Annotated in this window: 24 protein-coding genes; 19 read left to right on the plus strand and 5 right to left on the minus strand. The window is 60.2% G+C overall.

Features of this window, described 5'->3' with window-relative positions; translation table 11 throughout:
- The first annotated feature begins 15 nt into the window (after positions 1-15).
- The 6 genes from lpdA to ACP7E6_RS13050 all read left to right on the plus strand — a co-directional run bounded on the left by lpdA (position 16) and on the right by ACP7E6_RS13050 (position 5,752).
- Entirely contained in the window at positions 16-1,461 is a 1,446-nt protein-coding gene (gene lpdA, locus ACP7E6_RS13025; RefSeq protein WP_426230152.1) for a dihydrolipoyl dehydrogenase, read from the plus strand.
- Between the two features lie 95 nt (positions 1,462-1,556).
- The gene (gene lipA, locus ACP7E6_RS13030) at positions 1,557-2,534 is read left to right on the plus strand and encodes a lipoyl synthase (RefSeq protein WP_426230153.1); all 978 of its coding nucleotides are present in this window, start codon (positions 1,557-1,559) and stop codon (positions 2,532-2,534) included.
- A 65-nt stretch (positions 2,535-2,599) separates the two neighbouring features.
- Positions 2,600-3,181: an AAA family ATPase gene (locus ACP7E6_RS13035; protein WP_426230154.1), complete on the plus strand. Its 582-nt coding sequence runs from the start codon at positions 2,600-2,602 to the stop codon at positions 3,179-3,181.
- On the plus strand, positions 3,171-3,737 hold the full coding sequence (locus tag ACP7E6_RS13040; protein WP_426230155.1) for an AAA family ATPase: 567 nt from the start codon (positions 3,171-3,173) through the stop codon (positions 3,735-3,737). Before ACP7E6_RS13035 ends, ACP7E6_RS13040 begins: the two co-directional genes overlap by 11 nt.
- Positions 3,738-3,800: 63 nt before the next feature.
- Complete coding sequence (locus ACP7E6_RS13045; protein WP_426230156.1) at positions 3,801-5,216, plus strand: pyridoxal phosphate-dependent decarboxylase family protein; 1,416 nt, start codon at positions 3,801-3,803, stop codon at positions 5,214-5,216.
- A gap of 83 nt (positions 5,217-5,299) precedes the next feature.
- Positions 5,300-5,752 (plus strand): type II toxin-antitoxin system RatA family toxin, encoded by a 453-nt coding sequence (locus ACP7E6_RS13050; RefSeq protein ID WP_426230157.1) that lies wholly within the window; start codon positions 5,300-5,302, stop codon positions 5,750-5,752.
- A 7-nt stretch (positions 5,753-5,759) separates the two neighbouring features.
- Here ACP7E6_RS13050 and ACP7E6_RS13055 read toward each other — a convergent pair whose 3' ends face one another.
- Positions 5,760-6,260, minus strand: a complete 501-nt coding sequence (locus tag ACP7E6_RS13055) for a CinA family protein (protein WP_426230158.1) — start codon at positions 6,258-6,260, stop codon at positions 5,760-5,762.
- Positions 6,257-7,471 (minus strand): bifunctional 2-C-methyl-D-erythritol 4-phosphate cytidylyltransferase/2-C-methyl-D-erythritol 2,4-cyclodiphosphate synthase, encoded by a 1,215-nt coding sequence (locus ACP7E6_RS13060; protein ID WP_426230159.1) that lies wholly within the window; start codon positions 7,469-7,471, stop codon positions 6,257-6,259. Before ACP7E6_RS13060 ends, ACP7E6_RS13055 begins: the two co-directional genes overlap by 4 nt.
- A gap of 244 nt (positions 7,472-7,715) precedes the next feature.
- Between ACP7E6_RS13060 and dusB the strand changes: the two genes are divergently transcribed.
- From dusB to hflX, 8 genes are all read left to right on the plus strand, one after another.
- A complete protein-coding gene (gene dusB, locus ACP7E6_RS13065; protein WP_426230160.1) occupies positions 7,716-8,741 on the plus strand; it encodes a tRNA dihydrouridine synthase DusB in 1,026 nt (341 codons plus the stop codon).
- Positions 8,738-9,895, plus strand: coding sequence for a two-component system sensor histidine kinase NtrB (locus ACP7E6_RS13070; RefSeq protein WP_426230161.1), 1,158 nt, complete (start codon positions 8,738-8,740; stop codon positions 9,893-9,895). The genes dusB and ACP7E6_RS13070 overlap by 4 nt, the downstream gene beginning before the upstream one ends.
- The gene (ntrC, locus tag ACP7E6_RS13075; RefSeq protein WP_113315674.1) at positions 9,892-11,346 is read left to right on the plus strand and encodes a nitrogen regulation protein NR(I); all 1,455 of its coding nucleotides are present in this window, start codon (positions 9,892-9,894) and stop codon (positions 11,344-11,346) included. The genes ACP7E6_RS13070 and ntrC overlap by 4 nt, the downstream gene beginning before the upstream one ends.
- A 217-nt stretch (positions 11,347-11,563) precedes the next feature.
- Entirely contained in the window at positions 11,564-13,837 is a 2,274-nt protein-coding gene (locus ACP7E6_RS13080) for an ATP-binding protein (protein WP_426230162.1), read from the plus strand.
- Positions 13,827-15,191, plus strand: a complete 1,365-nt coding sequence (locus tag ACP7E6_RS13085) for a sigma-54-dependent transcriptional regulator (protein ID WP_426230163.1) — start codon at positions 13,827-13,829, stop codon at positions 15,189-15,191. Before ACP7E6_RS13080 ends, ACP7E6_RS13085 begins: the two co-directional genes overlap by 11 nt.
- A 32-nt stretch (positions 15,192-15,223) precedes the next feature.
- Positions 15,224-16,087: a D-amino-acid transaminase gene (locus ACP7E6_RS13090; protein ID WP_426230164.1), complete on the plus strand. Its 864-nt coding sequence runs from the start codon at positions 15,224-15,226 to the stop codon at positions 16,085-16,087.
- Between the two features lie 110 nt (positions 16,088-16,197).
- The gene (gene hfq, locus ACP7E6_RS13095; protein ID WP_018325164.1) at positions 16,198-16,440 is read left to right on the plus strand and encodes an RNA chaperone Hfq; all 243 of its coding nucleotides are present in this window, start codon (positions 16,198-16,200) and stop codon (positions 16,438-16,440) included.
- A gap of 78 nt (positions 16,441-16,518) precedes the next feature.
- A complete protein-coding gene (gene hflX / locus ACP7E6_RS13100) occupies positions 16,519-17,844 on the plus strand; it encodes a GTPase HflX (RefSeq protein WP_426230165.1) in 1,326 nt (441 codons plus the stop codon).
- A gap of 218 nt (positions 17,845-18,062) precedes the next feature.
- Here the strand turns inward: hflX and mazG are convergent, their stop codons facing one another.
- Together mazG and ACP7E6_RS13110 are read right to left on the minus strand one after the other, a co-directional pair.
- Entirely contained in the window at positions 18,063-18,896 is an 834-nt protein-coding gene (gene mazG / locus ACP7E6_RS13105) for a nucleoside triphosphate pyrophosphohydrolase (RefSeq protein WP_426230166.1), read from the minus strand.
- A gap of 5 nt (positions 18,897-18,901) precedes the next feature.
- Entirely contained in the window at positions 18,902-19,489 is a 588-nt protein-coding gene (locus tag ACP7E6_RS13110; RefSeq protein ID WP_426230167.1) for a deaminase, read from the minus strand.
- A gap of 246 nt (positions 19,490-19,735) precedes the next feature.
- Here ACP7E6_RS13110 and cysG point away from each other — a divergent pair, with 246 nt between their 5' ends.
- The 5 genes from cysG (at position 19,736) to ACP7E6_RS13135 (ending at position 24,683) form a co-directional block, all read left to right on the plus strand.
- Positions 19,736-21,214 carry a siroheme synthase CysG gene (cysG, locus tag ACP7E6_RS13115; protein WP_426230168.1) on the plus strand — a complete coding sequence of 493 codons (1,479 nt, stop codon included), beginning with the start codon at positions 19,736-19,738 and terminating at the stop codon, positions 21,212-21,214.
- Position 21,215: 1 nt separating this feature from the next.
- Positions 21,216-21,530, plus strand: coding sequence for a DUF2849 domain-containing protein (locus tag ACP7E6_RS13120; protein ID WP_426230169.1), 315 nt, complete (start codon positions 21,216-21,218; stop codon positions 21,528-21,530).
- Between the two features lie 14 nt (positions 21,531-21,544).
- Positions 21,545-23,218 carry a nitrite/sulfite reductase gene (locus tag ACP7E6_RS13125; protein ID WP_426230170.1) on the plus strand — a complete coding sequence of 558 codons (1,674 nt, stop codon included), beginning with the start codon at positions 21,545-21,547 and terminating at the stop codon, positions 23,216-23,218.
- A gap of 17 nt (positions 23,219-23,235) precedes the next feature.
- Entirely contained in the window at positions 23,236-23,733 is a 498-nt protein-coding gene (locus ACP7E6_RS13130) for a DUF934 domain-containing protein (protein ID WP_426230171.1), read from the plus strand.
- A 137-nt stretch (positions 23,734-23,870) separates the two neighbouring features.
- Positions 23,871-24,683, plus strand: coding sequence for a ferredoxin--NADP reductase (locus ACP7E6_RS13135; RefSeq protein WP_426230172.1), 813 nt, complete (start codon positions 23,871-23,873; stop codon positions 24,681-24,683).
- Between the two features lie 83 nt (positions 24,684-24,766).
- On the opposite strand, the gene ACP7E6_RS13140 is transcribed toward ACP7E6_RS13135, so the two are convergent.
- Positions 24,767-25,387, minus strand: a complete 621-nt coding sequence (locus ACP7E6_RS13140) for a GntR family transcriptional regulator (protein ID WP_426230173.1) — start codon at positions 25,385-25,387, stop codon at positions 24,767-24,769.
- Positions 25,388-25,485: the final 98 nt, after the last annotated feature.

The raw sequence follows: 25,485 nt of genomic DNA on the forward strand, positions 1-25,485 counted from the left end.
AGGCAGGAAACAAGAATGGCAAATTCCTACGACGTCATCGTCATCGGTTCCGGCCCCGGCGGCTACATCGCGGCCATCCGCGCAGCACAGCTGGGCCTGAAGGTCGCCGTGGTCGAGCGCGAGCATCTGGCCGGCATCTGCTCCAACTGGGGCTGCATTCCGACCAAGGCGCTGCTGCGCTCCGCCGAAGTGCTTCACCTTGCCGAGCATGCCAAGAACTACGGCCTGACGCTCGAAGGCAAGATCTCGCCGGACCTGCAGGCGATCGTCAAGCGTTCGCGCGGCATTGCCGAGCGCATGAACGGCGGCGTCGCCTTCCTGATGAAGAAGAACAAGGTCGATATCATCTGGGGCGAGGCCAAGCTCACCAAGCCGAACGAGATCGTCGTTGCCAAGACCACCAAGGCGATCGTCCAGCCGCAGGGACCGATCCCGAAGAACACGCTGGGCGAGGGCACCTATACCGCCAAGCACATCATCGTCGCTACCGGCGCCCGTCCGCGCGCGCTGCCGGGCATCGAGCCGGATGGCAAGCTGATCTGGACCTATTTCGAGGCGATGAAACCGGAGGAAATGCCGAAATCGCTGCTGGTCATGGGCTCCGGCGCCATCGGCATCGAGTTCGCCTCGTTCTACCGCACCATGGGCGTCGATGTGACCGTGGTTGAACTGATGAGCCAAGTGATGCCGGTCGAGGATGCGGAAATCTCCGCCTTCGCCAAGAAGCAGTTCGACAAGCAGGGCATGAAGATCATCCTCGATGCCAAGGTGACGAAGGTCGAAAAATCAGCCAGTTCTGTCACCGCCCATGTTGAGAAGAAGGACGGCTCGGTCGAAAAGATCACGGCCGACCGGATGATCTCGGCTGTCGGCGTTCAGGGCAATATCGAAAACCTCGGCCTGGAGGCGCTCGGCGTCAAGACCGACCGTGGCTGCATCGTCATCGACGGCTACGGCAAGACCAACGTGCCGGGCGTTTACGCGATCGGCGACGTCGCCGGCCCGCCGATGCTCGCCCACAAGGCCGAGCACGAGGCGGTCATCTGCGTCGAAAAGATCGCCGGCCTGCCGAATGTGCACCCGATGGACAAGCTGAAAATCCCGGGCTGCACCTATTGCAACCCGCAGGTCGCCTCGGTTGGCCTGACCGAAGCCAAGGCAAAAGCGGAAGGCCGCGACATCCGTGTCGGACGTTTTCCGTTCGTTGCCAATGGCAAGGCGATCGCGCTTGGCGAAGATCAGGGTTTGGTGAAAACCATCTTCGACAAGAAGACCGGCGAATTGCTCGGCGCGCATCTGGTTGGCGCTGAGGTCACCGAACTGATCCAGGGCTTCGTCGTCGCCATGAACCTTGAGACAACCGAAGAAGACCTGATGCACACGATCTTCCCGCATCCGACGATTTCGGAGACGCTGAAGGAAAGCGTGCTCGATGCCTACGGACGTGCGCTGAACGCTTGATTGTGCTAGGGCTCGCCTCCATCTGAAAAGGCGGGCCATTCTATCCGGCCCTGACGGGCGCGCTGTTGCGCTTGAAGCAAAATTGGAAGCCATTGATGGTCACGATCCTCGACCGCACCACTCTCGATCCCAACGCTCCGCGTATCCGTCATCCGGAAAAGGCCCACAAGCCCGATACCGAGATGCTGCGCAAGCCGGAATGGATCCGGGTCCGCGCGCCGACCTCGAAGGGCTATGCCGAAACCAAATCGATCGTGAAGGAGCACAAGCTCGTCACGGTCTGTGAAGAGGCGGGATGCCCGAATATCGGCGAGTGCTGGGACAAGAAGCACGCGACCTTCATGATCATGGGCGAGATCTGCACCCGCGCCTGTGCCTTCTGCAACGTCTCCACCGGCAAGCCGAACGCGCTGGATATGGCCGAGCCGGAAAACGTCGCCAAGGCCGTCAAGCAGATGGGCCTGAGCCACGTCGTCATCACCTCCGTCGACCGCGACGATCTGGCTGACGGTGGCGCCGAGCATTTCGAAAAGGTGATCTGGGCGATTCGTGCCGCGTCGCCGCTGACGACCATCGAAATCCTGACGCCCGACTTCCTGAAGAAGCCTGGCGCGCTGGAGCGCGTCGTTGCCGCCAAGCCCGACGTTTTCAATCACAATATGGAAACCGTGCCCGGCAACTATCTGACGGTGCGTCCGGGCGCGCGCTACTTTCACTCGATCCGCCTTTTGCAGCGGGTAAAGGAACTCGATCCGACGATGTTCACCAAGTCGGGCATCATGGTCGGCCTTGGCGAAGAGCGCAACGAAGTGCTGCAGCTGATGGACGACCTCAGAACCGCCGATGTCGACTTCCTGACCATCGGCCAATACCTGCAGCCGACCCGCAAGCATCATCAGGTGATGAGCTTTGTCACGCCGGAAGAGTTCAAGTCCTACGAGACGGTCGCCTATACCAAGGGCTTCCTGATGGTCGCCTCCAGCCCGCTGACCCGCTCGTCGCACCATGCCGGCGACGATTTTGCGCGGCTGAAGGCAAACCGCGAGAAAAAGCTTTTGGCCGTGGCCGTGTAATCATCCAGACGTTGCCAATCCGAATTTGAACTCTATGGTGCGCGGCTTCGCTGTTGGGAGCCGTCATGCCGTCTTATATCCCGGAAATCGAGGATGTTTTGCCTATCCTGCAGACGGCGCGCCGCATCCTGGTGGTCGGCTGCTCCGGCGGCGGCAAGAGCACGCTTTCGAGAAAACTCTCTGCAAAACTTAATCTGCCCTACATCTCGATGGACCGGGATTTTTTCTGGTTGCCGGGCTGGGTCAAGCGGCCGAAGGTTGAAGAGGGGGTGCTCATCGCGGCCAGTGTTGCGCAGGATCGCTGGATCATGGACGGCAGCGGCCCATCCTCATTTGACCTGCGCTTTCCACGAACGGACCTGGTCATCTGGGTTCGCCTACCGCGCCTGGTTTGCCTCTGGGGGCTTGTCTGTCGCGTTGCATCGAGCTTTGGCCGCGTGCGTCCTGATATGGCGCCGGGCTGCCCTGAACAATTGCCTGATCGTGAATTTCTTTCCTATATCTGGAATTTCGAACAGCGCGTTTCTCCCGTGATCGTCAATATGCTCGACCGGCACGCACCGGACATGCCGGTGCTGACGCTTAAGAGCCGGCGGGACATCGATGCTCTGACTGAAAGCGTGCAGGAATTTGCAAATGTCCGATAGGCTTTTGAACGTTGTTCAGGCGGCAGCGGCCCTTCGCACCGCCGATCGTGTTCTCGTGATCGGTTGTTCCGGTAGCGGAAAGAGCACATTGGCGCAGACGCTTTCCGTGCTGTTTACGCTTCCCTATGTCTCCATGGACCGCGACGTTTTCTGGATGCCGGGATGGACGCAGCGCCCGAGGGCCGAGGCGCTTGAGATCGTCGAGCGGGCGGCGGCCCGGCCGCGGTGGATCATGGACGGCACAAGCCCCGGCACCTTGCCGCTGCGTCTGCCGCGCACCGATCTCGTCATCTGGATGCGGCCGCGCCGTCATGTTTCGCTCTATGGCGTCGTCAGCCGCTGGCTGCGATTTCGCGGCAGGACGCGACCGGAAATGGCCGAGAACTGCCCCGAGCGCCTGACGCTCGAGTTCCTGTCCTACATCTGGAATTTCGAGAAGACGGAAAGCCCGGAGATCGAGCAGAAGCTGGCGGATTACGGTTCTGAAGTGCCTGTGTTCATTGTCCGGTCGCATGCCGACACGAGAAGCCTGCAGGCACAACTTCGCGGTCCTTGAAGCAGCCGACAGTTCCATCTATTCTTCGACCAGGCGTGGGGCAGCAAATCCCGGGAGACGGGCATGGATGTCGGTGCACTTTTCCTCAAGGCCGCCGCCTATGCGGCGCAATTCCGGCACTCGCCCGGCGACAGGCCACAACGGCCGCTACGGGATTACTCTCAAGCTTTCACCGCATTTTCCGAGGAACTGCCGGAACACGGATCGTCGGCCGGCTATGTGCTCGATACGCTGGTTGACAAGGCCGAGCCCGGTTTGCACATGCCGACGGGGCCGCGGTTTTTTGGCTGGGTCATGGGCGGATCTCATCCCGTAGGCGTCGCCGCCGATTTCCTGACATCGGCCTGGGGGCAGAATACCGGCAATCACGTGGTTGCTCCATCGGCCGCTGCCGTCGAAGCGGTGTGCGCACGCTGGCTGCTGGACCTGCTCGACTTGCCGCGAGACAGTTCAGTCGGTTTCGTCACCGGCGCGACGATGGCCAATTTCACCTGTCTTGCGGCCGCGCGCGGTGCGGTCCTGCGCTTAGTCGGCTGGGATGCGGATAGCCAAGGCCTGTTCGGCGCGCCGCAGATCACGGTCGTCATCGGCGATGATGCGCATACCACGATATTTTCAGCCCTGCAGTTTCTGGGGCTCGGCCATGACCGTGTCTTGCGGGTGGCGACAGACGATCAGGGGCGAATGGTACCCGAGGCCTTCGCCGAGGCGTTCAGGTCGATCGATGGCCCATCCGTCGCGATCCTGCAGGCCGGGCAGATCAATACCGGGGACTGCGACGATTTCGCCAAACTCATTCCCATCGCAAAATCGCATGGCGCCTGGGTTCATGTCGATGGGGCGTTCGGGCTATGGGCTCAAGCGTCCCCGGAAAAACGAAACCTGACGGCAGGCGTCGGCTTGGCCGACAGCTGGGCAACCGATGGCCACAAGTGGCTGCAAACGCCGTACGATTGCGGCTATGCGATCGTGCGCGACGAACTGGCGCATCGCCGTGCAATGTCCATCGCCGCAAGCTATCTGCCGCTGGTTGCGCAGGGCGAGCGCGACCCATCGCATTACGTGCCCGAGCTGTCGCGACGGGCGCGGGGATTTCCAACCTGGTCGATGATCAAGCATCTTGGGCGTGACGGCATTGCCGCATTGATCGACCGAAACTGCGAGGCGGCCTTTGTCTTTGCAGGAAGGCTGGCGAAAGAACCCGGCATCGAGATTGTCAACAGCGTCGTTCTCAACCAGGTCATTGTCCGCTTCGGCACCGACATGTCCGCCGATGATGCCGACACCGCGACCAGACGGACGATTGCACGTCTCCAGCAAGACGGCACCGCATTCGCCGCCGGGGCGCTTTGGCGGAAAAGACAGGTGATGCGGCTTTCCTTCAGCAATTACCAGACGGATGCAGCACAAGCCGATATTTCAGCACAAGCCGTCATCAACGCCTATCGTAACGTCACGCAGCAAAATGGCCCTGCCTGACGTGACGTCCGGTTCATGTGGTCAATAAGGTGTGGCGGCATGCCATCTTGTTTTTCCGCACATCATTGAATATCTGAAACGCCATGCCACAATTCGAGACCCGCCGCCCCGTCAAGCATTCACCCGACCAGATGTTCGACCTCATTGCCGATGTTGAAAAATACCCGCAATTCCTGCCGCTTTGCGAGGCCCTGACGGTGCGTTCGCGCAAGGAACGTGACGGCAGGGAACTGCTCGTCGCGGATATGACCGTTGGCTACAAGGCGATCCGCGAGACGTTCACCACGCAGGTTCTGCTGAACAAGGCAGAGCGCATCATCGACGTTAAATATATCGATGGACCGTTCAAGTATCTCGACAATCGCTGGAGTTTCGAAGCGATGGGAGAGGGCGGCTGTTCCGTCAACTTCTTCATCGACTACGAATTCAAGAGCCGTATTCTCGGCGCCCTGATGGGCTCGATGTTCGACCGGGCATTCCGGATGTTTTCCGAAGCTTTCGAGAAGCGCGCCGACACGATCTACGCGACGGCGTAGTACAAACTCAGCTTCCTGCCGTCTCTTCCAGCATATCGAGTGCCGTGCGCACCGTTGCCATCCTGACTGCGTCGCGGCCGATGTCGCCATAGCGCATCTCGCGGTGATGCACCGCGCCGTTCCGGCTGGCTGCCGCCAGATGCACAAGGCCGACCGGCTTTTCGTCCGATCCGCCGCCCGGACCGGCAACGCCGGTCACGGCAACCGCCACATCCGCCTTTGAATGGCCAAGCGCGCCGCGCACCATTTCGATCGCCGTCTGGCGCGATACGGCGCCGTGCGTTTCAAGTGTTGCGGTATGGACGCCGAGCATCTGGATCTTCGCATCGTTGGAATAGGTGACGAAGCCGCGATCGACCACCGATGAGGAGCCCGGAATTTCCGTCAGGATACCGGTAATCAGGCCGCCGGTGCAGGATTCAGCCGTGGCGATCATCAGCCCACGTTTTGAAAATTCCGCGATCAACATGCCTGCTTTGGCTTCGATATCCTTTGGCCAGCCACTCATTTGATCCCTCCAGCATAGACAACCGTCGCCGTGGCGATTGCGGCAATACCTTCGCGGCGGCCGATGAAGCCGATTTTCTCGTTGGTCGTTGCCTTCACCGAGCAGCGGTCCAGCGAAATACCGAGCATATCAGCAAGGTTTTCGCGCATCGCCTGCCGGTGCGGGCCGATCTTCGGTGCCTCGGCAATCAGCGAAACGTCGGCATTCATGATTGTGCCGCCATTGTCCCGAACGATCTTGGCCGCGTGTTCGAGAAAAATGCGCGACGCGGCACCCTTCCACTGTGGATCGGACGGTGGAAAATGATCACCGATATCGCCGGCGCCGCAGGTGGCGAGCAGAGCGTCGGTCAAGGCATGCAGGGCGACGTCGGCATCGGAGTGGCCAAGCAGCGTCTGGTCATGCGGCATGAAGATACCGCAGAGCGTCACGCCGTCGCCGTCGATCAGCTGATGCACGTCATAGCCATTGCCGGTTCGCACGTCCGGAAGCGCGTTCCGGTTCAGTTTTTCATCGGCCATGGTGATATCCCGTTTGATCGTCAGTTTTACATTGTCCACCGATCCCTCGATCAGCGTCACCGGCATTCCGGCCCATTCGGCAATCGAGGCGTCGTCGGTAAAATCCGAGCGGCCGGAGACGGCGGCATTCATGTGCGCTTCCAGGATCGATGCGAAGCGAAAGCACTGGGGCGTCTGGGCGCTGTAAAGGCCCACCCTCGGCACCGTCTCCACAACCTTTCCGTCAGCAGAGCCACGCTTCAACGTATCGGCAACCGCAATGGCGGGCAGGAGGGCGTCGGCACCCTCGGTCAGTGCAGAGACACAGCGCTCGAGCAACGCATGGTCGATGAACGGCCGGACTGCATCATGGATCATCAGATGGGTGACGCCGGACTGTTCCAGCGCCTTCAGTCCCGCCAGCACCGAAAGCTGCCGCGTCGGCCCGCCATGGACAAACGTGACATTCGAGGTATCACCGGAAACACGGCTGAGTGCATCAACGAACAGAGCTTCATCATCGGGGTGGATGACGACGACGATCGTCTTTTCCCTCGGCCATGTCGCAAAAACGTCAAGCGTATGGGTCATAACCGGCAGCCCGCCGATGGTGCGGTATTGCTTCGGTCCATCCTGCAGCGAACCGGCGCGTTCACCCCGGCCGGCAGCGACAATGACGACACCACAGGAAAACTGTTCTTTTGCGCGCATCTTCTATATGGGTTCCTGCAAATAGGTCGCTGCCCGCCCCGCTACCAAGTGTATGGGCAGGTCTTTCGCTCCAGTCTTCGTCAAACACCAGGCGCATGCCGGCTCGGCAGGCGGTGCTTCAATTCGTAGTGGTGATTTACCGTGAAGGGGTGGGCTTTACCAGTTGTCCCGAGAATTTTGTCGTAGAGCTCTGAAATCGCTTGGCAAGCCCGTCAAGTATGTCTAAAAATAGTGCAGAATAAAGATGTGCCCGAAAGATAATCATTTGCAGATACCGGATTTGTCATCCCCGTTTCGGGTTGGCCGGCTCTCCTTCAGGAACCGCGTCGTGCTTGCGCCGATGTCCGGCGTGACGGACTTGCCCTTCCGGCAGTTGGCCTGGCGGTTCGGCGCCGGCCTCGTCGTGACCGAAATGGTAGCAAGCCGCGAACTGGTCGGCAATGCGTCTGAAAGCTGGTCGCGGCTGAAGAGTTCTGGCATCGATCCGCATATGGTTCAGTTGGCCGGGCGCGAGGCGTACTGGATGGGGGAAGCGGCAAAGATCGCCGCCGACAATGGCGCCGATGTCATCGACATTAATATGGGCTGCCCGGCCAAGAAGGTGACGGGCGGTTATTCCGGCTCGGCGCTGATGCGCGATCCGGATCACGCGCTGTCGCTGATCGAGGCGACGGTGAAGGCGGTTGATGTTCCGGTGACGTTGAAGATGCGGCTCGGCTGGGACGAAAACTCCATCAACGCGCCACTGATTGCCAAGCGGGCGCAAGACGCTGGCGTCCAGATGATCACCATTCACGGCCGCACCCGCATGCAGTTCTATAACGGCACTGCTGATTGGGATGCGATCCGCGCCGTGCGCGAGGTGATCTCCGTACCGCTGGTCGCCAATGGCGATGTGGCAACACGCGACGATGCCAACGAGATTCTCAGGCGCTCCGGCGCCGATGCAGTGATGATCGGTCGCTCCAGCCAGGGGCGCCCCTGGCATGCCGCCGTGCTCGCCGGCGCGGTCGGGCATCCGGATGCACGAGGGATCGCGGATATCGTTTCCGAGCACTACGGCATGATGCTGGACTTCTACGGAGCCGATATCGGCCTTCGCCATGCCCGCAAACATCTCGGCTGGTATCTTGGGCGGTTTGCGCCGCAACTCGCAGCGCAGGAGAAGGCGGCAATCATGACCTCCACTGACGCGGCCACCGCCCTGTCCGGCGCTGTGGCTGCCATTGCGGCCGGGGCTGGCCTCGTCGAACAAAAGGATGCGGCATGACCGAGAAAATGGGCGACGAGGAACGGAGGGCGGTCAATTCGCTGCCGATGGCGGTTCTCAACGCCATCCAGAATCCGGTGATCCTCGTCGATGAGAACGGTCTCGTCGCCTTTGCCAACTGGGAAGCGGAGGCATTCTTTGGCGCCAGCGCCAATCATCTCGCCCGCCACGACATCAGCGCCTTCATTCCGTTCGGCAGCCCGCTTTTGACGCTGATCGAGCAGGTCCGCGAACGGCGTGCGGCTGTCAACGAATACCGGGTCGATCTAAGCTCGCCGCGGCTCGGTGCCGACAAGCTCGTCGATCTCTATGTGGCGCCGGTCCTGTCCGAGCCTGGGTCCGTCGTGATCGTCTTCCAGGAACGCTCGATGGCCGACAAGATCGACCGGCAGCTGACCCATAGGGCAGCGGCACGCTCGGTCACCGGCCTTGCCTCGATGCTTGCCCACGAGATCAAGAACCCGCTGTCGGGTATCCGCGGTGCCGCCCAGCTGCTGGAAACATCCGTCAATGACGAGGACAGGGCGCTGACACGGCTGATCTGCGACGAGACCGACCGGATCGTGTCGCTGGTCGATCGCATGGAAGTGTTTTCCGATGAGCGGCCAGTCGATCGCCATCCGGTCAATATCCACTCGGTGCTCGATCATGTGAAGGCCATTGCCAAGGCTGGCTTTGCGCGGAAAATCCGGATCACCGAAAATTACGACCCGTCCTTGCCGCCGGTCTATGCTAATCGCGATCAGCTGATCCAGGTGTTTCTCAACCTGATCAAGAACGCGGCGGAAGCGGTTGCCGACAAGCCGGACGGCGAGATCATGCTGACGACGGCCTACAGGCCGGGTATCCGCCTGTCGGTTGCCGGAACACGGGAAAAGATTTCGCTGCCGCTCGAATTCTGCGTCCACGACAACGGGCCGGGCGTGCCCTCCGATCTGGTTCCGCATCTGTTCGATCCGTTCATCACCACCAAGACCAATGGCTCCGGCCTCGGCCTTGCCCTCGTCGCCAAGATCATTGGTGGCCATGGGGGCATCGTCGAATGCGACAGCCAGTCGAGCCGCACGACATTTCGCGTTCTGATGCCCGCTTCGAAAGGGCCTACGGCCGAAGACAGCGAGCCACTGACCATCATAAAAGGACAATCCCGATGACTGGCGCCACCATCCTCGTCGCTGACGACGACGCTGCCATCCGTACCGTTCTCAACCAGGCGCTCAGCCGCGCCGGTTACGACGTTCGCATCACCTCGAACGCAGCAACGCTGTGGCGGTGGATCTCGGCTGGCGACGGCGATCTTGTCGTGACCGACGTGGTCATGCCGGACGAGAATGCCTTCGATCTTTTGCCGCGGATCAAGAAGGCGCGGCCGGATCTGCCGGTGCTGGTGATGAGCGCCCAGAACACCTTCATGACGGCGATCAAGGCCTCGGAAAAAGGTGCCTACGATTACTTGCCGAAACCTTTTGACCTGACCGAACTGATCGCCATCATCGGCCGGGCGCTGGCCGAGCCCAGGCGCAAGCCGGTGAAGCTGGAAGACGACCCGCAGGATGGTATGCCGCTGGTTGGCCGCTCTGCCGCCATGCAGGAAATCTACCGGGTTCTGGCGCGGCTGATGCAGACCGATCTGACGCTGATGATCACCGGCGAATCCGGCACCGGCAAAGAATTGGTCGCCAAGGCGCTGCACGATTACGGCAAGCGCCGCAACGGCCCCTTCGTCGCCATCAACATGGCGGCGATCCCGCGTGACCTGATCGAATCGGAATTGTTTGGTCACGAGAAGGGCGCCTTTACCGGCGCGCAGAACCGCTCGACCGGCCGGTTCGAACAGGCCGAGGGCGGCACGCTGTTTCTCGACGAAATCGGCGACATGCCGATGGATGCGCAGACGCGTCTGCTGCGCGTGCTGCAGCAGGGCGAATATACCACCGTGGGCGGCCGCACGCCGATCCGCTCGGATGTTCGCATCGTCGCGGCAACCAACAAGGATCTGAAGCAGTCGATCAACCAGGGCCTGTTCCGCGAGGATCTCTATTACCGCCTCAACGTCGTGCCGCTACGCTTGCCGCCGCTACGCGATCGCGCCGAGGATATTCCCGATCTCGTCCGTCATTTCGTCCAGCAGGCCGAAAAGGAAGGGCTCGACGTCAAGCGCTTTGATCAGGAAGCGCTGGAACTGATGAAGGCGCATCCGTGGCCCGGTAACGTCCGCGAGCTCGAAAACGTCGTGCGCCGCCTGACGGCCCTCTATCCGCAGGACGTCATCACCCGTGAAATCATCGAAAGCGAATTGCGCTCCGACATTCCCGACAGTCCGATCGAGAAGGCATCGAGCCGCTCCGGGTCGATGTCGATTTCGCAGGCTGTGGAAGAGAACATGCGGCAGTATTTTGCCGGTTTCGGCGAGGGGTTGCCGCCGGCAGGCCTTTATGACCGCGTGCTGGCCGAAATGGAATATCCGCTCATACTGGCTGCTTTGACGGCAACCCGCGGCAACCAGATCAAGGCAGCCGACCTGCTTGGCCTCAACCGGAACACCTTGCGCAAGAAAATCCGTGAACTTGGTGTATCAGTCTACCGGAGCTCCCGCAGCGCTTGACTCGGCACCCACAACCGTTGCATTTTCGCCACAATATGTTGCTTAGAAAGCACACGGGTGACGGCTGAGTCTTTCCGCTCGTCATCCGCCGGATCTGGCCTCTTTGCCTTTGCAAGCAGTGAGTCGATCGGGTCATGGCGGTCATTTCTTGACCACGGCGCGTAATATGTCCGCTGCTTTCCCATAGAAGGCGAGGCGGGACGGGGATGCTTTTTTGATGGCCGAAGGGCTGATTGTGCCACTGGTGAAAGAAGACGTTGCCGTGGCCGGCCATGACCGGCGCGCATCTTTCGCGTTGCCGGGCCTTGTGCTGGCGACTGGGGCTTTGTTTTGCGCGATCGTATCGCTGCTGATTCTTCTCGGGCTGACGCCTATCAAGCCGGAGACCAATATCATCATCGGCTCGGCGGCGATCAACGCGCTGTTCGTGATCGGATTGCTATTTCTGATCGGCCGGGAAATCCTGCGCCTGCTGAAGGCTCGTAACCGCGGCAGGGCGGCTGCCCGCCTGCATGTGCGCATCGTCGCGCTGTTTTCGATCGTCGCGATCACGCCTGCCATTCTGGTGGCAATTTTTGCCAGCATCACGCTCGACGTCGGTCTTGATCGATGGTTTTCGTTGCGCACACAGTCGATCGTCAGTTCCTCGCTCGATGTGGCGCAGGCCTATATGCTCGAAAATGCCAGCTATCTGCAGGGGCAGACCGTCTCCATGGCCAATGACCTGGAGCGCAACCGCCAGCTCTACAGCCTCGACCGCACCGGCTTCATTGAACTGATGACGCGGCAGGCCCGCGGCCGCGGCATGCTCGGCGCCTTTCTCGTGCGTGGCGATGGTTCGCCGATCCTCCAGGCCAATATCCCGACGGAGCGGCCGCTGCCGGCCATTCCGAAGGATGCGCTGCTGAGCACGGTATCCGGGCAGCCGACCCTTATTCCTCCAGGGGTAACCAATCTCGTCGGTGCGATTATCCCGATCGACAATATCGAGGGTGCCTATCTCTACACCGTCCGCAGCGTCGATCCGAAGGTCATGCGCTCGATGCGGCTGATGGAGGAAAATACCGCCGAATACAAAAACCTGGAGGCAGGCCGCACATCGCTGCAGGTGGCATTCGGGGTGCTTTATCTCGGTTTTGCGCTGATCGTGCTTCTGGCTGCTATCTGGACGGCTATCGCGGTCGCTGACCGGATCGTCAGGCCGATCCGGCTTCTGATCGGCGCAGCCGACAGCGTCGCAAGCGGCAATCTGAACGTCATCGTGCCGGTGCATGCGGTGGACGGCGATGTCGGCAGCCTGTCGCGCACGTTCAACAAGATGATCGCCGAAATCCGCACGCAACGCGACCAGATCCTCGAGGCAAAGGATGAGATGGACGATCGGCGACGGTTTATCGAGGCCGTGCTCTCAGGTGTGACGGCAGCGGTGATCGGCGTCGAGGACGACCGGCGCATCACCATCGCCAATCCGTCGTCGGAGCACTTCCTGTCGCGTACGACATTGGAACTGGTGGGTGAAAGGCTTGCCGATGTAGCGCCCGAGATCGAGCAGGTCCTCAATGAGGCCGCCAGCCGCCATCGCAACGACTACCGAAAGCAGATCAACATCATGCGCGGCGGCACCGAGCGGACGCTGAATGTTCAGGTGACGCGCGAGGAATCGCATGATGCCAAGGATTCCTACGTCATTACCGTCGATGACATTACCGACCTCGTCATCGCCCAGCGCTCGACCGCCTGGGCCGATGTGGCGCGTCGCATCGCCCATGAAATCAAGAACCCGTTGACGCCGATCCAACTGTCGGCCGAGCGGCTGAAGCGCCGCTATGGCAAGCAGATCAATCAGGACGACCGCGCGGTATTTGATCAGTGTACGGATACGATCGTTCGCCAGGTCGAGGATATCGGCCGTATGGTCGATGAATTCTCCGGTTTCGCGCGGATGCCGAAGCCGACCAAGGAGAAGGCTGATCTCCGTAATATCCTGAAGGACGCGATCTTCCTGCGGGAGATGGGCAATACCCATGTGACCTTCATTCGCGACCTCGGCGAGGAACCGCTCGACGGGACGTTCGACAGCCGCATGCTCGGTCAGGCCTTCGGCAACATCATCAAGAACGCGGTCGAGGCGATCGAGGCCCTGCCTGCGGACGCTGTTCGCGGCGATCGCAAGGTAATGGTGCGGTCGCGTTTGAATGAGACGACCGGCCAGTTCGTCATCGATATCATCGACAATGGCCGGGGACTGCCGACCGAAAATCGCCATCGCATTCTCGAGCCCTATATGACCATGCGTGAAAAAGGCACCGGCCTTGGTCTCGCCATCGTCAAGAAGATCATCGAGGACCACGGTGGGCAGTTGGAACTGCATGACGCGCCGGCCGATTTCGATCGTGGCCAGGGCGCGATGATTCGCATCATTTTGCCGCGGGCTGGACAGAGCAGCGGCAACGAAGACAGACAAGACAAGGATACTTCCTATGGCCGCTGACATTCTGGTTGTGGACGACGAAGAAGACATTCGTGAAATCGTCTCCGGCATCCTGTCCGACGAGGGGCACGAAACCCGCACAGCGTTCGACAGCGACAGCGCGCTTGCCGCCATCAGCGATCGCGTGCCGCGCCTCGTTTTCCTGGATATCTGGATGCAGGGCAGCCGTCTCGATGGCCTGGCGTTGCTCGACGAGATCAAGAGCCGCTATCCGGACCTGCCGGTGGTGATGATTTCCGGGCACGGCAATATCGAGACCGCGGTTTCGGCGATCCGGCGCGGCGCCTATGACTTCATCGAAAAGCCGTTCAAGGCGGACCGGCTGATTCTCATTGCCGAGCGGGCGTTGGAAAACTCCAAGCTGAAGAGGGAAGTTTCCGAGCTGAAGAAACGCTCCGGCGATCCCGTCGAACTGATCGGAACGTCGGTGGCCGTGTCGCAGCTGCGCCAGACGATTGAAAAGGTTGCGCCGACCAACAGCCGCATCATGATCCATGGCCCGTCCGGCTCCGGCAAGGAACTGGTTGCCCGGATGATCCACCGCAAGTCCTCGCGGGCAGGCGGACCGTTCGTGGCGCTGAATGCTGCGGCGATCACCCCCGATCGCATGGAAATGGCGCTGTTTGGCACCGAGGGAACCCCGGGTCAGCCGCGCAAGACCGGCGCGCTTGAAGAGGCCCATGGCGGTATCCTCTATCTCGACGAAGTCGGTGAAATGCCGCGTGAGACGCAGAACAAGATCCTGCGCGTCCTCGTCGATCAGCAATTCGAGCGCGTCGGGGGCTCCAAGCGCGTCAAGGTCGATGTCCGCATCATTTCATCGACAGCGTACAATCTCGAAAGCCAGATCGCCGAAGGCGCTTTTCGCGAGGACCTCTATCACCGCCTAGCCGTCATTCCTGTTCGTGTGCCGCCGCTGGCGGAACGGCGAGAAGATATTCCGTTTTTGGTCGATATGTTCATGCGCCAGATCAGCGAGCAGGCGGGTATTCGCACCCGCAAGATCGGCGATGATGCCTTGGCGGTACTTCAATCTCACGGCTGGCCGGGCAATATCCGGCAGTTGCGCAACAATATCGAGCGCTTGATGATTCTCGCCCGCAGCGATGGTCCCGATACGGCGATATCGGCCGACATGCTGCCGAGCGAGGTCGGTGATAGCCTGCCGAAGATTTCGACGCAGGGCGACCATCACATCATGACGCTGCCGTTGCGGGAGGCGCGTGAAATGTTCGAGCGGGATTACCTGATTGCCCAGATCAACCGTTTCGGCGGCAATATTTCCCGTACCGCCGAGTTTGTCGGCATGGAGCGCTCGGCGCTGCATCGCAAACTGAAATCGCTCGGCGTCTAACAATAGCATTATCCTTATAACCCAGGTCGTCCATGTCGCGCATTGCCTATGTCAACGGTGCCTACCAGCGCCACTCCGAAGCCGCCGTTCATATCGAGGATCGCGGCTTCCAGCTCGCCGACGGCGTCTATGAAGTCTGCGAGATCCGCCACGGCTTCATCGTCGATCTGACCCGCCATCTCGACCGGCTGGACCGGTCGCTGAGCGAGCTGCGGATGGCCTGGCCGATGACGCGGGCGGCGCTCATCCTCGTCATTCGCGAGGTCGTGCGCCGTAACCGGGTCAGGAACGGCATGTTCTATCTGCAGGTGACGCGCGGTGCGGCACGGCGCGACCATGTCTTTCCTGCGGCCGATACACCGTCAACGATCGTGGTCACCGCGAAAAGAACCGATGCGTCGGTGATCGCCAGGAAGAACGCCGCCGGCATCAGTGCGATCACCGTTGCGGAAAACCGCTGGGACCGCGTCGATATCAAGTCCGTCGGATTGCTGCCGAATGTGCTGGCACGCCAGGCCGCCAAGGAGCAGGGCGCCCAGGAGGCGATCTTTGTCGATGCCGACGGCACGGTGAAGGAAGGGGCGGCGACCAATGTCTGGATCGTCGACAGGGACGGCCGGTTGCGGACCCGTCATGCGGAGCACGGCATCCTGCGCGGCATTACCCGGACGACACTGAAGGATGTCACCGCTGCGATTGGGCTGGAAATTGTCGAACAAGCCTTTTCCGTCGAAGACATGCTGGAGGCGCGCGAAGTTTTCATCACGGCAGCCACAAGTATCTGTTTTCCGGTCGTTGCCGTTAACGGTAAAACCATCGCCAATGGCCATCCGGGCAGCGTGTCACAGAAAATTCGTGAAGCCTTTTTCGACATTGCGGAAAAGACCGCGATTTGATACCAAATCCGGGGGGACGCTTTAAAGACCAGTTTTTTCAGCGTTCGGGCTATTCAGATCGTATAATCAACCGGTTAAATCGGACCGGACAATAAGAAAGAAGCGGCGCTATGGCGGAACGTTCTCAGAACTTGCAGGATCTTTTTCTCAACACGGTCCGCAAGCAGAAGATATCTCTGACAATTTTTCTTATCAATGGTGTGAAACTGACGGGCGTTGTCACGTCTTTTGACAACTTCTGTGTGCTTTTGCGGCGTGACGGGCATTCGCAGCTCGTATACAAGCACGCAATCTCGACAATCATGCCGGGCCAGCCGATGCAGATGTTCGAGAGCGAAGAATCTGCATCCTGACGGGATACAAGACACATTACCAAACGTGATACAAAATCGGCGTCGATCATCCCGGAGCTTGAAAAGCTGCGTGATGATATGCGCGCTGTCGTCATCGTCCCGGTCCTGAAAAAGACCGGCAGACAGAATGCAGACATCATTGCCGCGACTTCGACGCGCAGCGACGAAAGCCGGCTGGAAGAGACGATCGGGCTCGCGCTCGCCATCGATCTCGAAGTCGTGCACGGCATGATCGTGCCTGTCGCCCAGCCGAAACCGGGCACGCTGCTCGGCAGCGGCAAGATCGAGGAGATCGGCCATCTGCTCAGCGAGCACAATGCCGGGCTCGTCATCATCGATCATCCGCTGACCCCGGTTCAGCAACGCAACCTGGAAAAGGAATGGAACTGCAAGGTCATCGACCGGACCGGTCTCATTCTCGAAATTTTCGGCCGCCGCGCTTCCACCAAGGAAGGTACGCTGCAGGTCGAGCTTGCGCATCTGAACTACCAGAAGGGCCGTCTGGTTCGCAGCTGGACCCACTTGGAACGCCAGCGCGGTGGTGCCGGCTTCATGGGTGGTCCGGGCGAAACCCAGATCGAAGCCGACCGCCGCCTGTTGCAGGAAAAGATCGTCAAGCTCGAGAAGGAGCTGGAGCAGGTGCGTCGCACCCGTCAGCTTCACCGCGCCAAGCGCAAGAAGGTGCCGCATCCGATCGTGGCCCTCGTCGGCTATACCAATGCCGGCAAATCGACATTGTTCAACCGCATCACCGGCGCCGGCGTTCTCGCCGAAGACATGCTGTTTGCAACGCTCGATCCGACGTTGCGCCGGATGAAGCTGCCGCATGGCCGCATGGTCATGCTGTCGGATACCGTCGGGTTTATCTCCGACCTGCCGACCCATCTGGTTGCCGCCTTCCGCGCGACGCTGGAAGAGGTGCTGGAAGCCGACCTGATCCTGCATGTCCGTGATCTCGCTGATCCGGACAATCAGGTACAGGCGCAGGATGTCGTGCGTATTCTTGAAGACCTCGGCATCGACGAGAAGGCGCGCTCCGAGCGCATCATCGAGATCTGGAACAAGATCGACCTGCTGGATTCCGAAGCCCATGAAAGCCTCGTCCAGAAGGCCGAAAACAGCGAAAACACGGTTGCTGTTTCCGCTGTCACCGGCGAAGGCGTCGATCATCTTCTCGAGGAGATCAACAAGCGCCTGTCCGGCGTCCTGATGGAATGCAATGTCGTGCTGCCAGCCAACAAGCTGCAGCTGCTGTCGTGGGTTTACGAACATACGATGGTCGATGGCCGGGAAGACCTGGAAGACGGTTCCGTCAGCCTTGATCTGCGCATGACGCCAAGCGAATCTGAAGAGCTGGATCGTCGTCTCGGAAATGGCCCGAAGGCGGCGGCGCAGGACTGGTAGTTTATTAACGGGATCGAGGAGGCTACCCCCCTCTGTCGGCGACGCCGACATCTCCCCCACAAGCGGGGGAGATTGGCCGCATCTATTGCGCCTGCCTGACATTCAGGCTGGTGAGGAAAGAATGATCTCCCCCCTTGAGGGGGAGATGTCACGCAGTGACAGAGGGGGGGTAGGCCTCCCCGATTTCAGAGCCTCAGAGCTGACTTGCGCACGGACAGTTAACTCAGCTGCCGCTCGATTGCCTTGGCGGCCTGCCAGAGATCTTCCATCCGCTCCAGCGTGGCTTCCTCCAGCGTTTCTCCAGCCGTCTCCAGTTCCGTCTCGATATGCGCGAAACGGCGCCGGAATTTGGTGTTGGTGCCACGCAACGCCATCTCCGGGTCAGCCCCGACATGGCGGCCGATATTGACGACGGCGAAGATCAGGTCGCCGAGTTCGTCCGCTACCTTTGCCTTGTCGTTCGATGCAAGGGCCTCCCGCAGTTCGGCTATCTCTTCCTCGATCTTGTCAAGGATCGGTTCGGGCGAAGACCAGTCGAAGCCGACCTTGGCTGCCCGTTCCTGCAGTTTCAGCGCCTCGACCAGAGCCGGAAAACTGCGCTGAACGGAGCCGAGATGTCCTTTGTTGACATCATCCGGCAGGCCACGCTTTGCCCGCCGTTCAAGGCGTTCGGCTTTTTCCGCCTGCTTGATTTCGTCCCATTGCAGTTTAACGGCCTGGGGCGTGTTTACATCGGACCGGGCAAACACGTGCGGATGACGGCGGATCATTTTTCGGGTGATCGCCTCGACCACATCGCCAAAGGCGAAATTGCCGGCTTCTTCAGCCATGCGGGCATGAAAAACCACCTGCAGCAGCAGATCGCCGAGCTCGTCGCAGAGATCGTCCATGTCGGCGCGCTCGATGGCGTCGGCAACCTCATAGGCTTCTTCCAACGTATAGGGCTTGATGGTCTCGAAGGTCTGGACGATGTCCCAGGGGCAGCCGGTCTCCGGCTGGCGCAGGGCTTCCATAATGTCGAGCAGGCGGGTGATGTCCTTGGAGGGCTGCATGGGGCTCAGTTCAGCGGAATGGCGTTGTCGTCTTTGCCGGACTGGTAGCTGTCCGACAGCGACTGATATCTTGCGCGGATGCGCTGGTCCTGTGCCCGAAGGGCTGCTTTTCCGGCTTCATCCGATGTCGCTACCAGATCGGCAATCGAGGACGACCGCCAGAAGGCGTTGGTCTTGGCATAACCGCCGGGGTCGAGCCGGAAGACCTCTTTGAGGATTTTCAGGTCATGCGGGATGGAGAAGGCGTCGCGCGAATCCTCGTGGCTGAACAGATAATAGAAATTGTCGAAGCCGGCCCAGGTGATCGCCGACAGGCACATCGAACAGGGCTCATGGGTCGAGAGGAAGATCAGCTCTTTGGTGTCGGGTTTTTCCGCGCGCTCGTAAAAGCGCTTCAGCGTATGCACTTCGCCATGCCAGAGCGGATTTTCCGTCTCGTTGTTGGTTTCGGCGATCACCAGCGACAGATCCGATTTGCGCAGGATCGCCGCCCCGAAAATCTTGTTGCCGTCAGCCACGCCTTTCTCCGTCAGGGGAAGGATATCCGTTTCGATGACGGTCAGCAGGCGGTCTGCAAGGGCAGAATTCTTCATCAGCAGAGGGCTCCAGACTTTGGCAATGGTGGCATTTAACGGATATCGGCTGGAATAGGCAATGCCGCGTCGCCGCTCCGGTAGACTGTTGCAACAGGCCCCTGGCCGGTGATATTTGCTCAATTTATGCTGAAGTCGAGCAAAAGAATATCCGCCCGCAAAGGCATCGGAATTTCTGTTTCTTCAATTTTCACTGTATAAAAGAGATATTCCACAGAACCTGTAACAGGATCAGATTCCCACGTTATGACCGAGCAACTGACCGTCTTTCCGGCCTTCTTCCGCGTTGCGCAGAAATGTGTGGCGGTTTTTGGCAATGGCGACGAGGCTTTCGCCAAGGTCCGGCTGCTTTTGAACACGCAGGCCAGAATTGTTGCCTATGCGGATGAGCCGGAAGCCGGCTTTGCCGTTTTCCTGTCAACCAACGCGGTCGAACTGGTGAAGAAGCCCTTCGAGGCAGGTCAGGTCGATGGCGCAACGCTGGTGTTTGCCGCCACCGGCGACGCCGCGCAGGATCGCCTGATTGTTGCGGCAGCCCGCGCCCAGAAAATCCCTGCCAATGCGGTCGATCAACCTGAATTCTGCGATTTCCTGACGCCCGCACTGGTCAATCGCGCGCCTGTCGCCGTCGCCATCGGCACGGAGGGCGCAGGCCCCGTGCTCGCCCAGATGATCCGTGCGCAGATCGATCAGCTGCTTTCCCCGTCTCTTGGTGCGCTTGCATCGCTGGCGCAGGCTTATCGCGATACCGCCGACCGTGTTTTGCCGCGCGGTGTTTCCCGCCGCGTGTTCTGGCGCCGGTTCTTTTCAGGCCCGGTCGCAGATCAGGTATCGCTCGGAAACGTGGCCGAAGCCCGCCGCGAGGCATCGCGGCTGCTGCAGTCGGTCGACCGTGTTCCCGGTCATGTCTGGCTGGTCGGCGCCGGTCCGGGTGCCGAGGACCTTTTGACCTTGCGCGCCCAGCGCGTGATGATGGAAGCCGATGTCATCGTCTATGATGCGCTGGTGCCGCAGGCGATCGTCGATATGGGCCGCCGTGACGCCGAACGCCTGTCGGTCGGCAAGCGCAAGGGCTGCCATTCGAAATCGCAGGACGAGATCAACCAGTTACTGATACGGCTCGGCCAGGACGGCAAGCGCGTCGTGCGGCTGAAATCGGGCGATCCGCTGGTCTATGGCCGCGCCGGTGAGGAAATGGCTGCTCTGCGCGAGGCTGGTATCACTTATGAGATCGTGCCCGGCATAACCTCCGCTTTTGCCGCTGCGGCCGATTTCGAATTGCCGCTGACGCTGCGCGGGGTCGCATCCTCGCTGATCTTCACCACCGGTCACGACCTGACCGGAGATGTTTTGCCGGATTGGGCGCGTCTTGCCATTTCCGGCGCCACCATTGCCGTCTATATGGGCCGCACCGTTGCCGCGTCCGTTGCCGCCCGCCTCATGGAGGCCGGCTTGCCGGCTGAGACCACGGTTGCGGTGGTGGAAAATGCCAGCCGCGCCGAGCGCAAGCTGTTGCATGGGACGCTCAAGGATCTGCCGGACCTGCAATATCGCGACGAGCTGGATGGCCCGGTGATGGTGATCATCGGAGATGCGGTCGCCGGCGCGAATTTCGAGCGTTCCCAACCACTTGTGAAAGGGAAGCCGCTGGTCAAGAGCAAGACGACCGGCGCTGCCGCTCGCATAGGCGTGCCGCACAAACAGACTGATGAAGTGAGGAACTGACATGGCCGACAAGGTATTGACCGCAAACCGCCTGTCCGACGGCATTTCCGTCTGGCTCGATGCCTCGGGTCATTGGGTGGAATCGCTGCAGGATGCGTTTGTCGCCCGCCATGCCGAAGCCGTCACCGCTCTCGAAGCGACCGGCAAGGCCGCCTTTGCCGACAACAAGGTGGTTGACGTGAATGTCATTGATATTGAAGAAGTGGACGGCGTGCTGCGGCCCTTGCGTCTGCGCGAGCGCGTTCGCGCCGAGGGCCCGACGATCGATTATGCGCCTGGATACAAGGGCCTGACCGGCCCCGTGCACGCGGCTTAAGGAAAAGAAGACCGATGTACCGTTACGACGAATTCGACCATGCCTTTGTTGCCGACCGTGTGGCCCAGTTTCGCGATCAGGTGACACGCCGCCTGTCTGGCGAGCTTGCCGAAGATGCCTTCAAGCCGCTGCGGCTGATGAATGGCGTCTATCTCCAGCTTCACGCCTACATGCTGCGCGTCGCCATTCCCTATGGCACGCTGAACAGCAACCAGATGCGCATGCTTGCCCATATCGCCCGCAAGTACGATCGCGGTTATGGTCATTTCACCACGCGCCAGAACATCCAGTACAACTGGCCGAAACTCTCGGACACGCCGGATATCCTGGCGGAGCTCGCCTCGGTCGAGATGCATGCCATCCAGACATCGGGCAACTGTATTCGCAACGTCACCGCCGACCATTTTGCCGGTGCCGCTGCCGACGAAGTCGCCGATCCGCGTCCTTATGCCGAAATCCTGCGTCAGTGGTCGTCCGTTCACCCGGAATTTTCTTTCCTGCCGCGCAAGTTCAAGATCGCCGTCACCGGCGCCGAGCGTGACCGTGCGGCCATTCAGGTCCATGACATCGGGCTTCATCTGAAGAAGAACGACAAGGGCGAGATCGGCTTTGCCGTCTATGTCGGCGGCGGGCAGGGGCGCACGCCGATGATCGCCAAGAAGATCCGCGACTTCCTGCCGGAAGAGGATCTGTTGTCCTACACGACCGCGGTCATGCGCGTGTATAACCTGCACGGCCGCCGCGACAACAAGTACAAGGCGCGCATCAAGATCCTCGTGCACGAAACCGGTGTGGAAAATCTCACCGGGCAGGTCGAGCAGGAATTCCTGCAGCTGAAAAACACCGAGCTGAAACTGCCCGACGCCGATATCCAGGCGATCACCGGCTATTTCACGCTGCCGCCGCTGAACGATCGTCCTGAAGGCTGGGTCAATCTGGCCGGGTGGAAGAAGACCGATCCGGAATTTGCCCGCTGGGTGCAGCAAAACGTCCAGCCGCACAAGCATCCGGACTATGGCATGGTGACGGTATCGCTGAAGCCGATTGGCGGCATTCCGGGCGATGCCAGCGATAGCCAGATGGATGCGATTGCCGATCTGGCACAGGAATACGCCTTCGACGAGATCCGCATCAGCCATGAGCAGAACATCATCCTGCCGCATGTGGCGCTGGCCGATCTGGAAGCGCTTTATCGCGGTCTGGTTTCGATCGGGCTTGCCACTGCCAATGCCGGTCTGATCACCGATATCATTGCCTGTCCCGGCTTGGATTACTGCGCGCTGGCCAATGCGCGCTCGATCCCGCTTTCGCAGGAAATCTCGACGCGCTTCGGCAATCCGGAGCGGCAGGCTGAGATCGGCGAACTGAAGATCAAGATTTCCGGCTGCATCAATGCCTGCGGTCACCATCATGTCGGCCATATCGGCCTGTTGGGTGTGGAAAAGAAGGGCGCCGAGCTCTACCAGATCACGCTGGGCGGTTCCGGCGACGAGAACACCTCGATCGGCGAGATCATCGGCCGCGGGTTCGAGCCCGAAAAGGTCACGGACGCGATCGAGACGATCGTCAACACCTATCTCGGTCTGCGCAAGGATGCGTCGGAAATCTTCCTCGACGCCTATCGCCGGGTTGGGCCACAGCCTTTCAAGGATGCGCTCTACGGCGGCAATGCCCAGGAAGCGGCCTGAGGTTCAAGGACAAGCATATGACACAGATCTGGAAAGAAACCGGCTTCGTGACCGACGATCCATGGGTCGTCGAAACCGATGAAACCAAGGCCGGCTCGAACGAGAAAGCCATTCTCGGGATCGATGCCTTCATTGAAAAAGCATCGTCCGGTGACAGCGGGCTCGGCGTTTTGATCAACCCCGCCGACGACGTGACGCGATTGCAGCCGTTTCTGGAGCAGGTGTCGCTGATTGCGGTGGCTTTCCCGGCGTTCAACGACGGCCGGGCGTTCAGCCATGCGTCGCTGCTGCGCGTTCGTCTTCACTACGGCAAGGAAATCCGCGCTGTGGGCGATGTGCTGATCGACCAGGTGCCGCTGATGCTGCGCTGTGGTGTCGATAGTTTCGCCGTCAGCAATGAAACGGCTCTGAAGCGTCTGTCCGAAGGCCGGCTGCCGGGAATCGATAATCACTATCAGCCGACGGCAAAACCGTCGGCGGATGCGAAATCCTACAGCTGGCGCCGGGTTTCCTGAAGCCGCGACATACTGAAGCACGCATCAATCTGCAAAAGGCGCTATAATTGGAACGGAATTGCTTCCAAACCAGCGCCTGTTGGACTATCTGCTGATACCTGAAAAGATTACTCATCATTACAGGACCTGTCGCCGAAATGAATGCTCCTGCCAAGATCGAAGAATTTGCCGCAACCGTGCCTGCGGGCGTGTTCGCTGAAACGGTAACGAAGGTCACGCATTACACGGACCGGCTGTTCAGCTTCCGAATGACGCGTCCGACCGAATTCCGGTTCCGCTCGGGTGAATTTGCCATGATCGGCCTGATGGTCGATGGCAAGCCGATTTATCGCGCCTATTCGATCGCAAGCCCGGCCTGGGACGAAGAGCTTGAATTCTTCTCGATCAAGGTGCCGGATGGCCCGCTGACCTCGCATCTGCAGAGCATCAAGCCCGGTGATCAGGTGCTGATGCGCAAGAAGCCGACCGGCACGCTGGTGCTTGACGCACTGACGCCCGGCAAGCGCCTCTATATGTTTTCGACCGGGACCGGCATCGCACCGTTTGCCAGCCTGATCCGCGATCCGGAAACCTTCGAGAAGTTCGAGGAGGTCATCCTCACCCACACGACCCGCGATGTGGCCGAGCTGAAATACGGTTTTGACCTGATCGAGGAAATCCGCAACCACGAGTTCCTTTCCGAACTGGTCGGCGACAAGCTGCGCCACTATGCGACGGTCACCCGCGAGGATTATCCGTTCAAGGGCCGCATCACCAACCTGATGCGCGACGGCAAGATGTTTTCCGACCTCGGCCTGCCGGCGTTCGATCCGGCCGTCGATCGCGGCATGATCTGCGGCTCGACCGAGATGCTGAAGGAAACCAAGGAAATTCTCGAAGCGGCCGGGTTGCACGAAGGTGCCAACAACAAGCCGGGCGAGTTTGTCATCGAACGCGCCTTCGTTGGCTAGAGCCGACGTTTCGATAAACGTGTGAAAAGGGCGGCGTGCGAGCCGCCTTTTTTGTTGGCAATAAAGTCTGCAGGGCAGGGCGTTTATACTTCGCCCAGATAGTCCATCAGATTTTCCATGGCGATCGCCGCAGCCTTCGGATCGGTCTGATGAATGGCGCGGATGACCTTGACATGCAGATCGACGGCCCGGTCCATGCGCTGCGTCGAGGCGGCGCTGAACCAGAGCCGGCGGGCATGGGTTTGCAGCGGGGCCAGCGTTGATGTGAGGAAGATGTTGGGGCAGGCGGACTCCATGATTTCGTCGACGGCCTTATCGGCAGCCAGAAACCCTTCCATATCCGCATTGATCGAGCAGGCCGTCATCGTCTGCGCGCATTCGATCATCGATGCCCGCGCCTCGGCATTGGCGTGCTTGGCCACAAGCGCGGCAGCGAGCGGCTCCAGCTTACGCCGCACCTGCATGACATTCGCATGATCGTCCGGCTTGATCAGCGTAATCTGCAGGCCAACGCGCGCGCGTACCGTGATCAGGCCTTGCCATTCCAGCTTTTGGATCGCCTCGCGCACCGGCGTGCGCCCGTGACCGGTGAGATCGATCAACTGCTTTTCCGTGACCAGCGATCCCGGCTTTAGCTTGAGCGTAACAATGAGGCTTTCCAGCACCAGATAAGCCAGATGTGCCCGCGATGAAGATCCCGCCATATTTTCCAGGTCCTGATATATCAGAGATTGGCACAGTTCGAAACAGATGGCAAGCAGCCTGATATATCATGAAATCGAGCTGGAGTCTGAACCGAGAT

Source organism: Pararhizobium sp. DWP3-4, from assembly GCF_049898205.1.
GTDB lineage: Bacteria > Pseudomonadota > Alphaproteobacteria > Rhizobiales > Rhizobiaceae > Pararhizobium.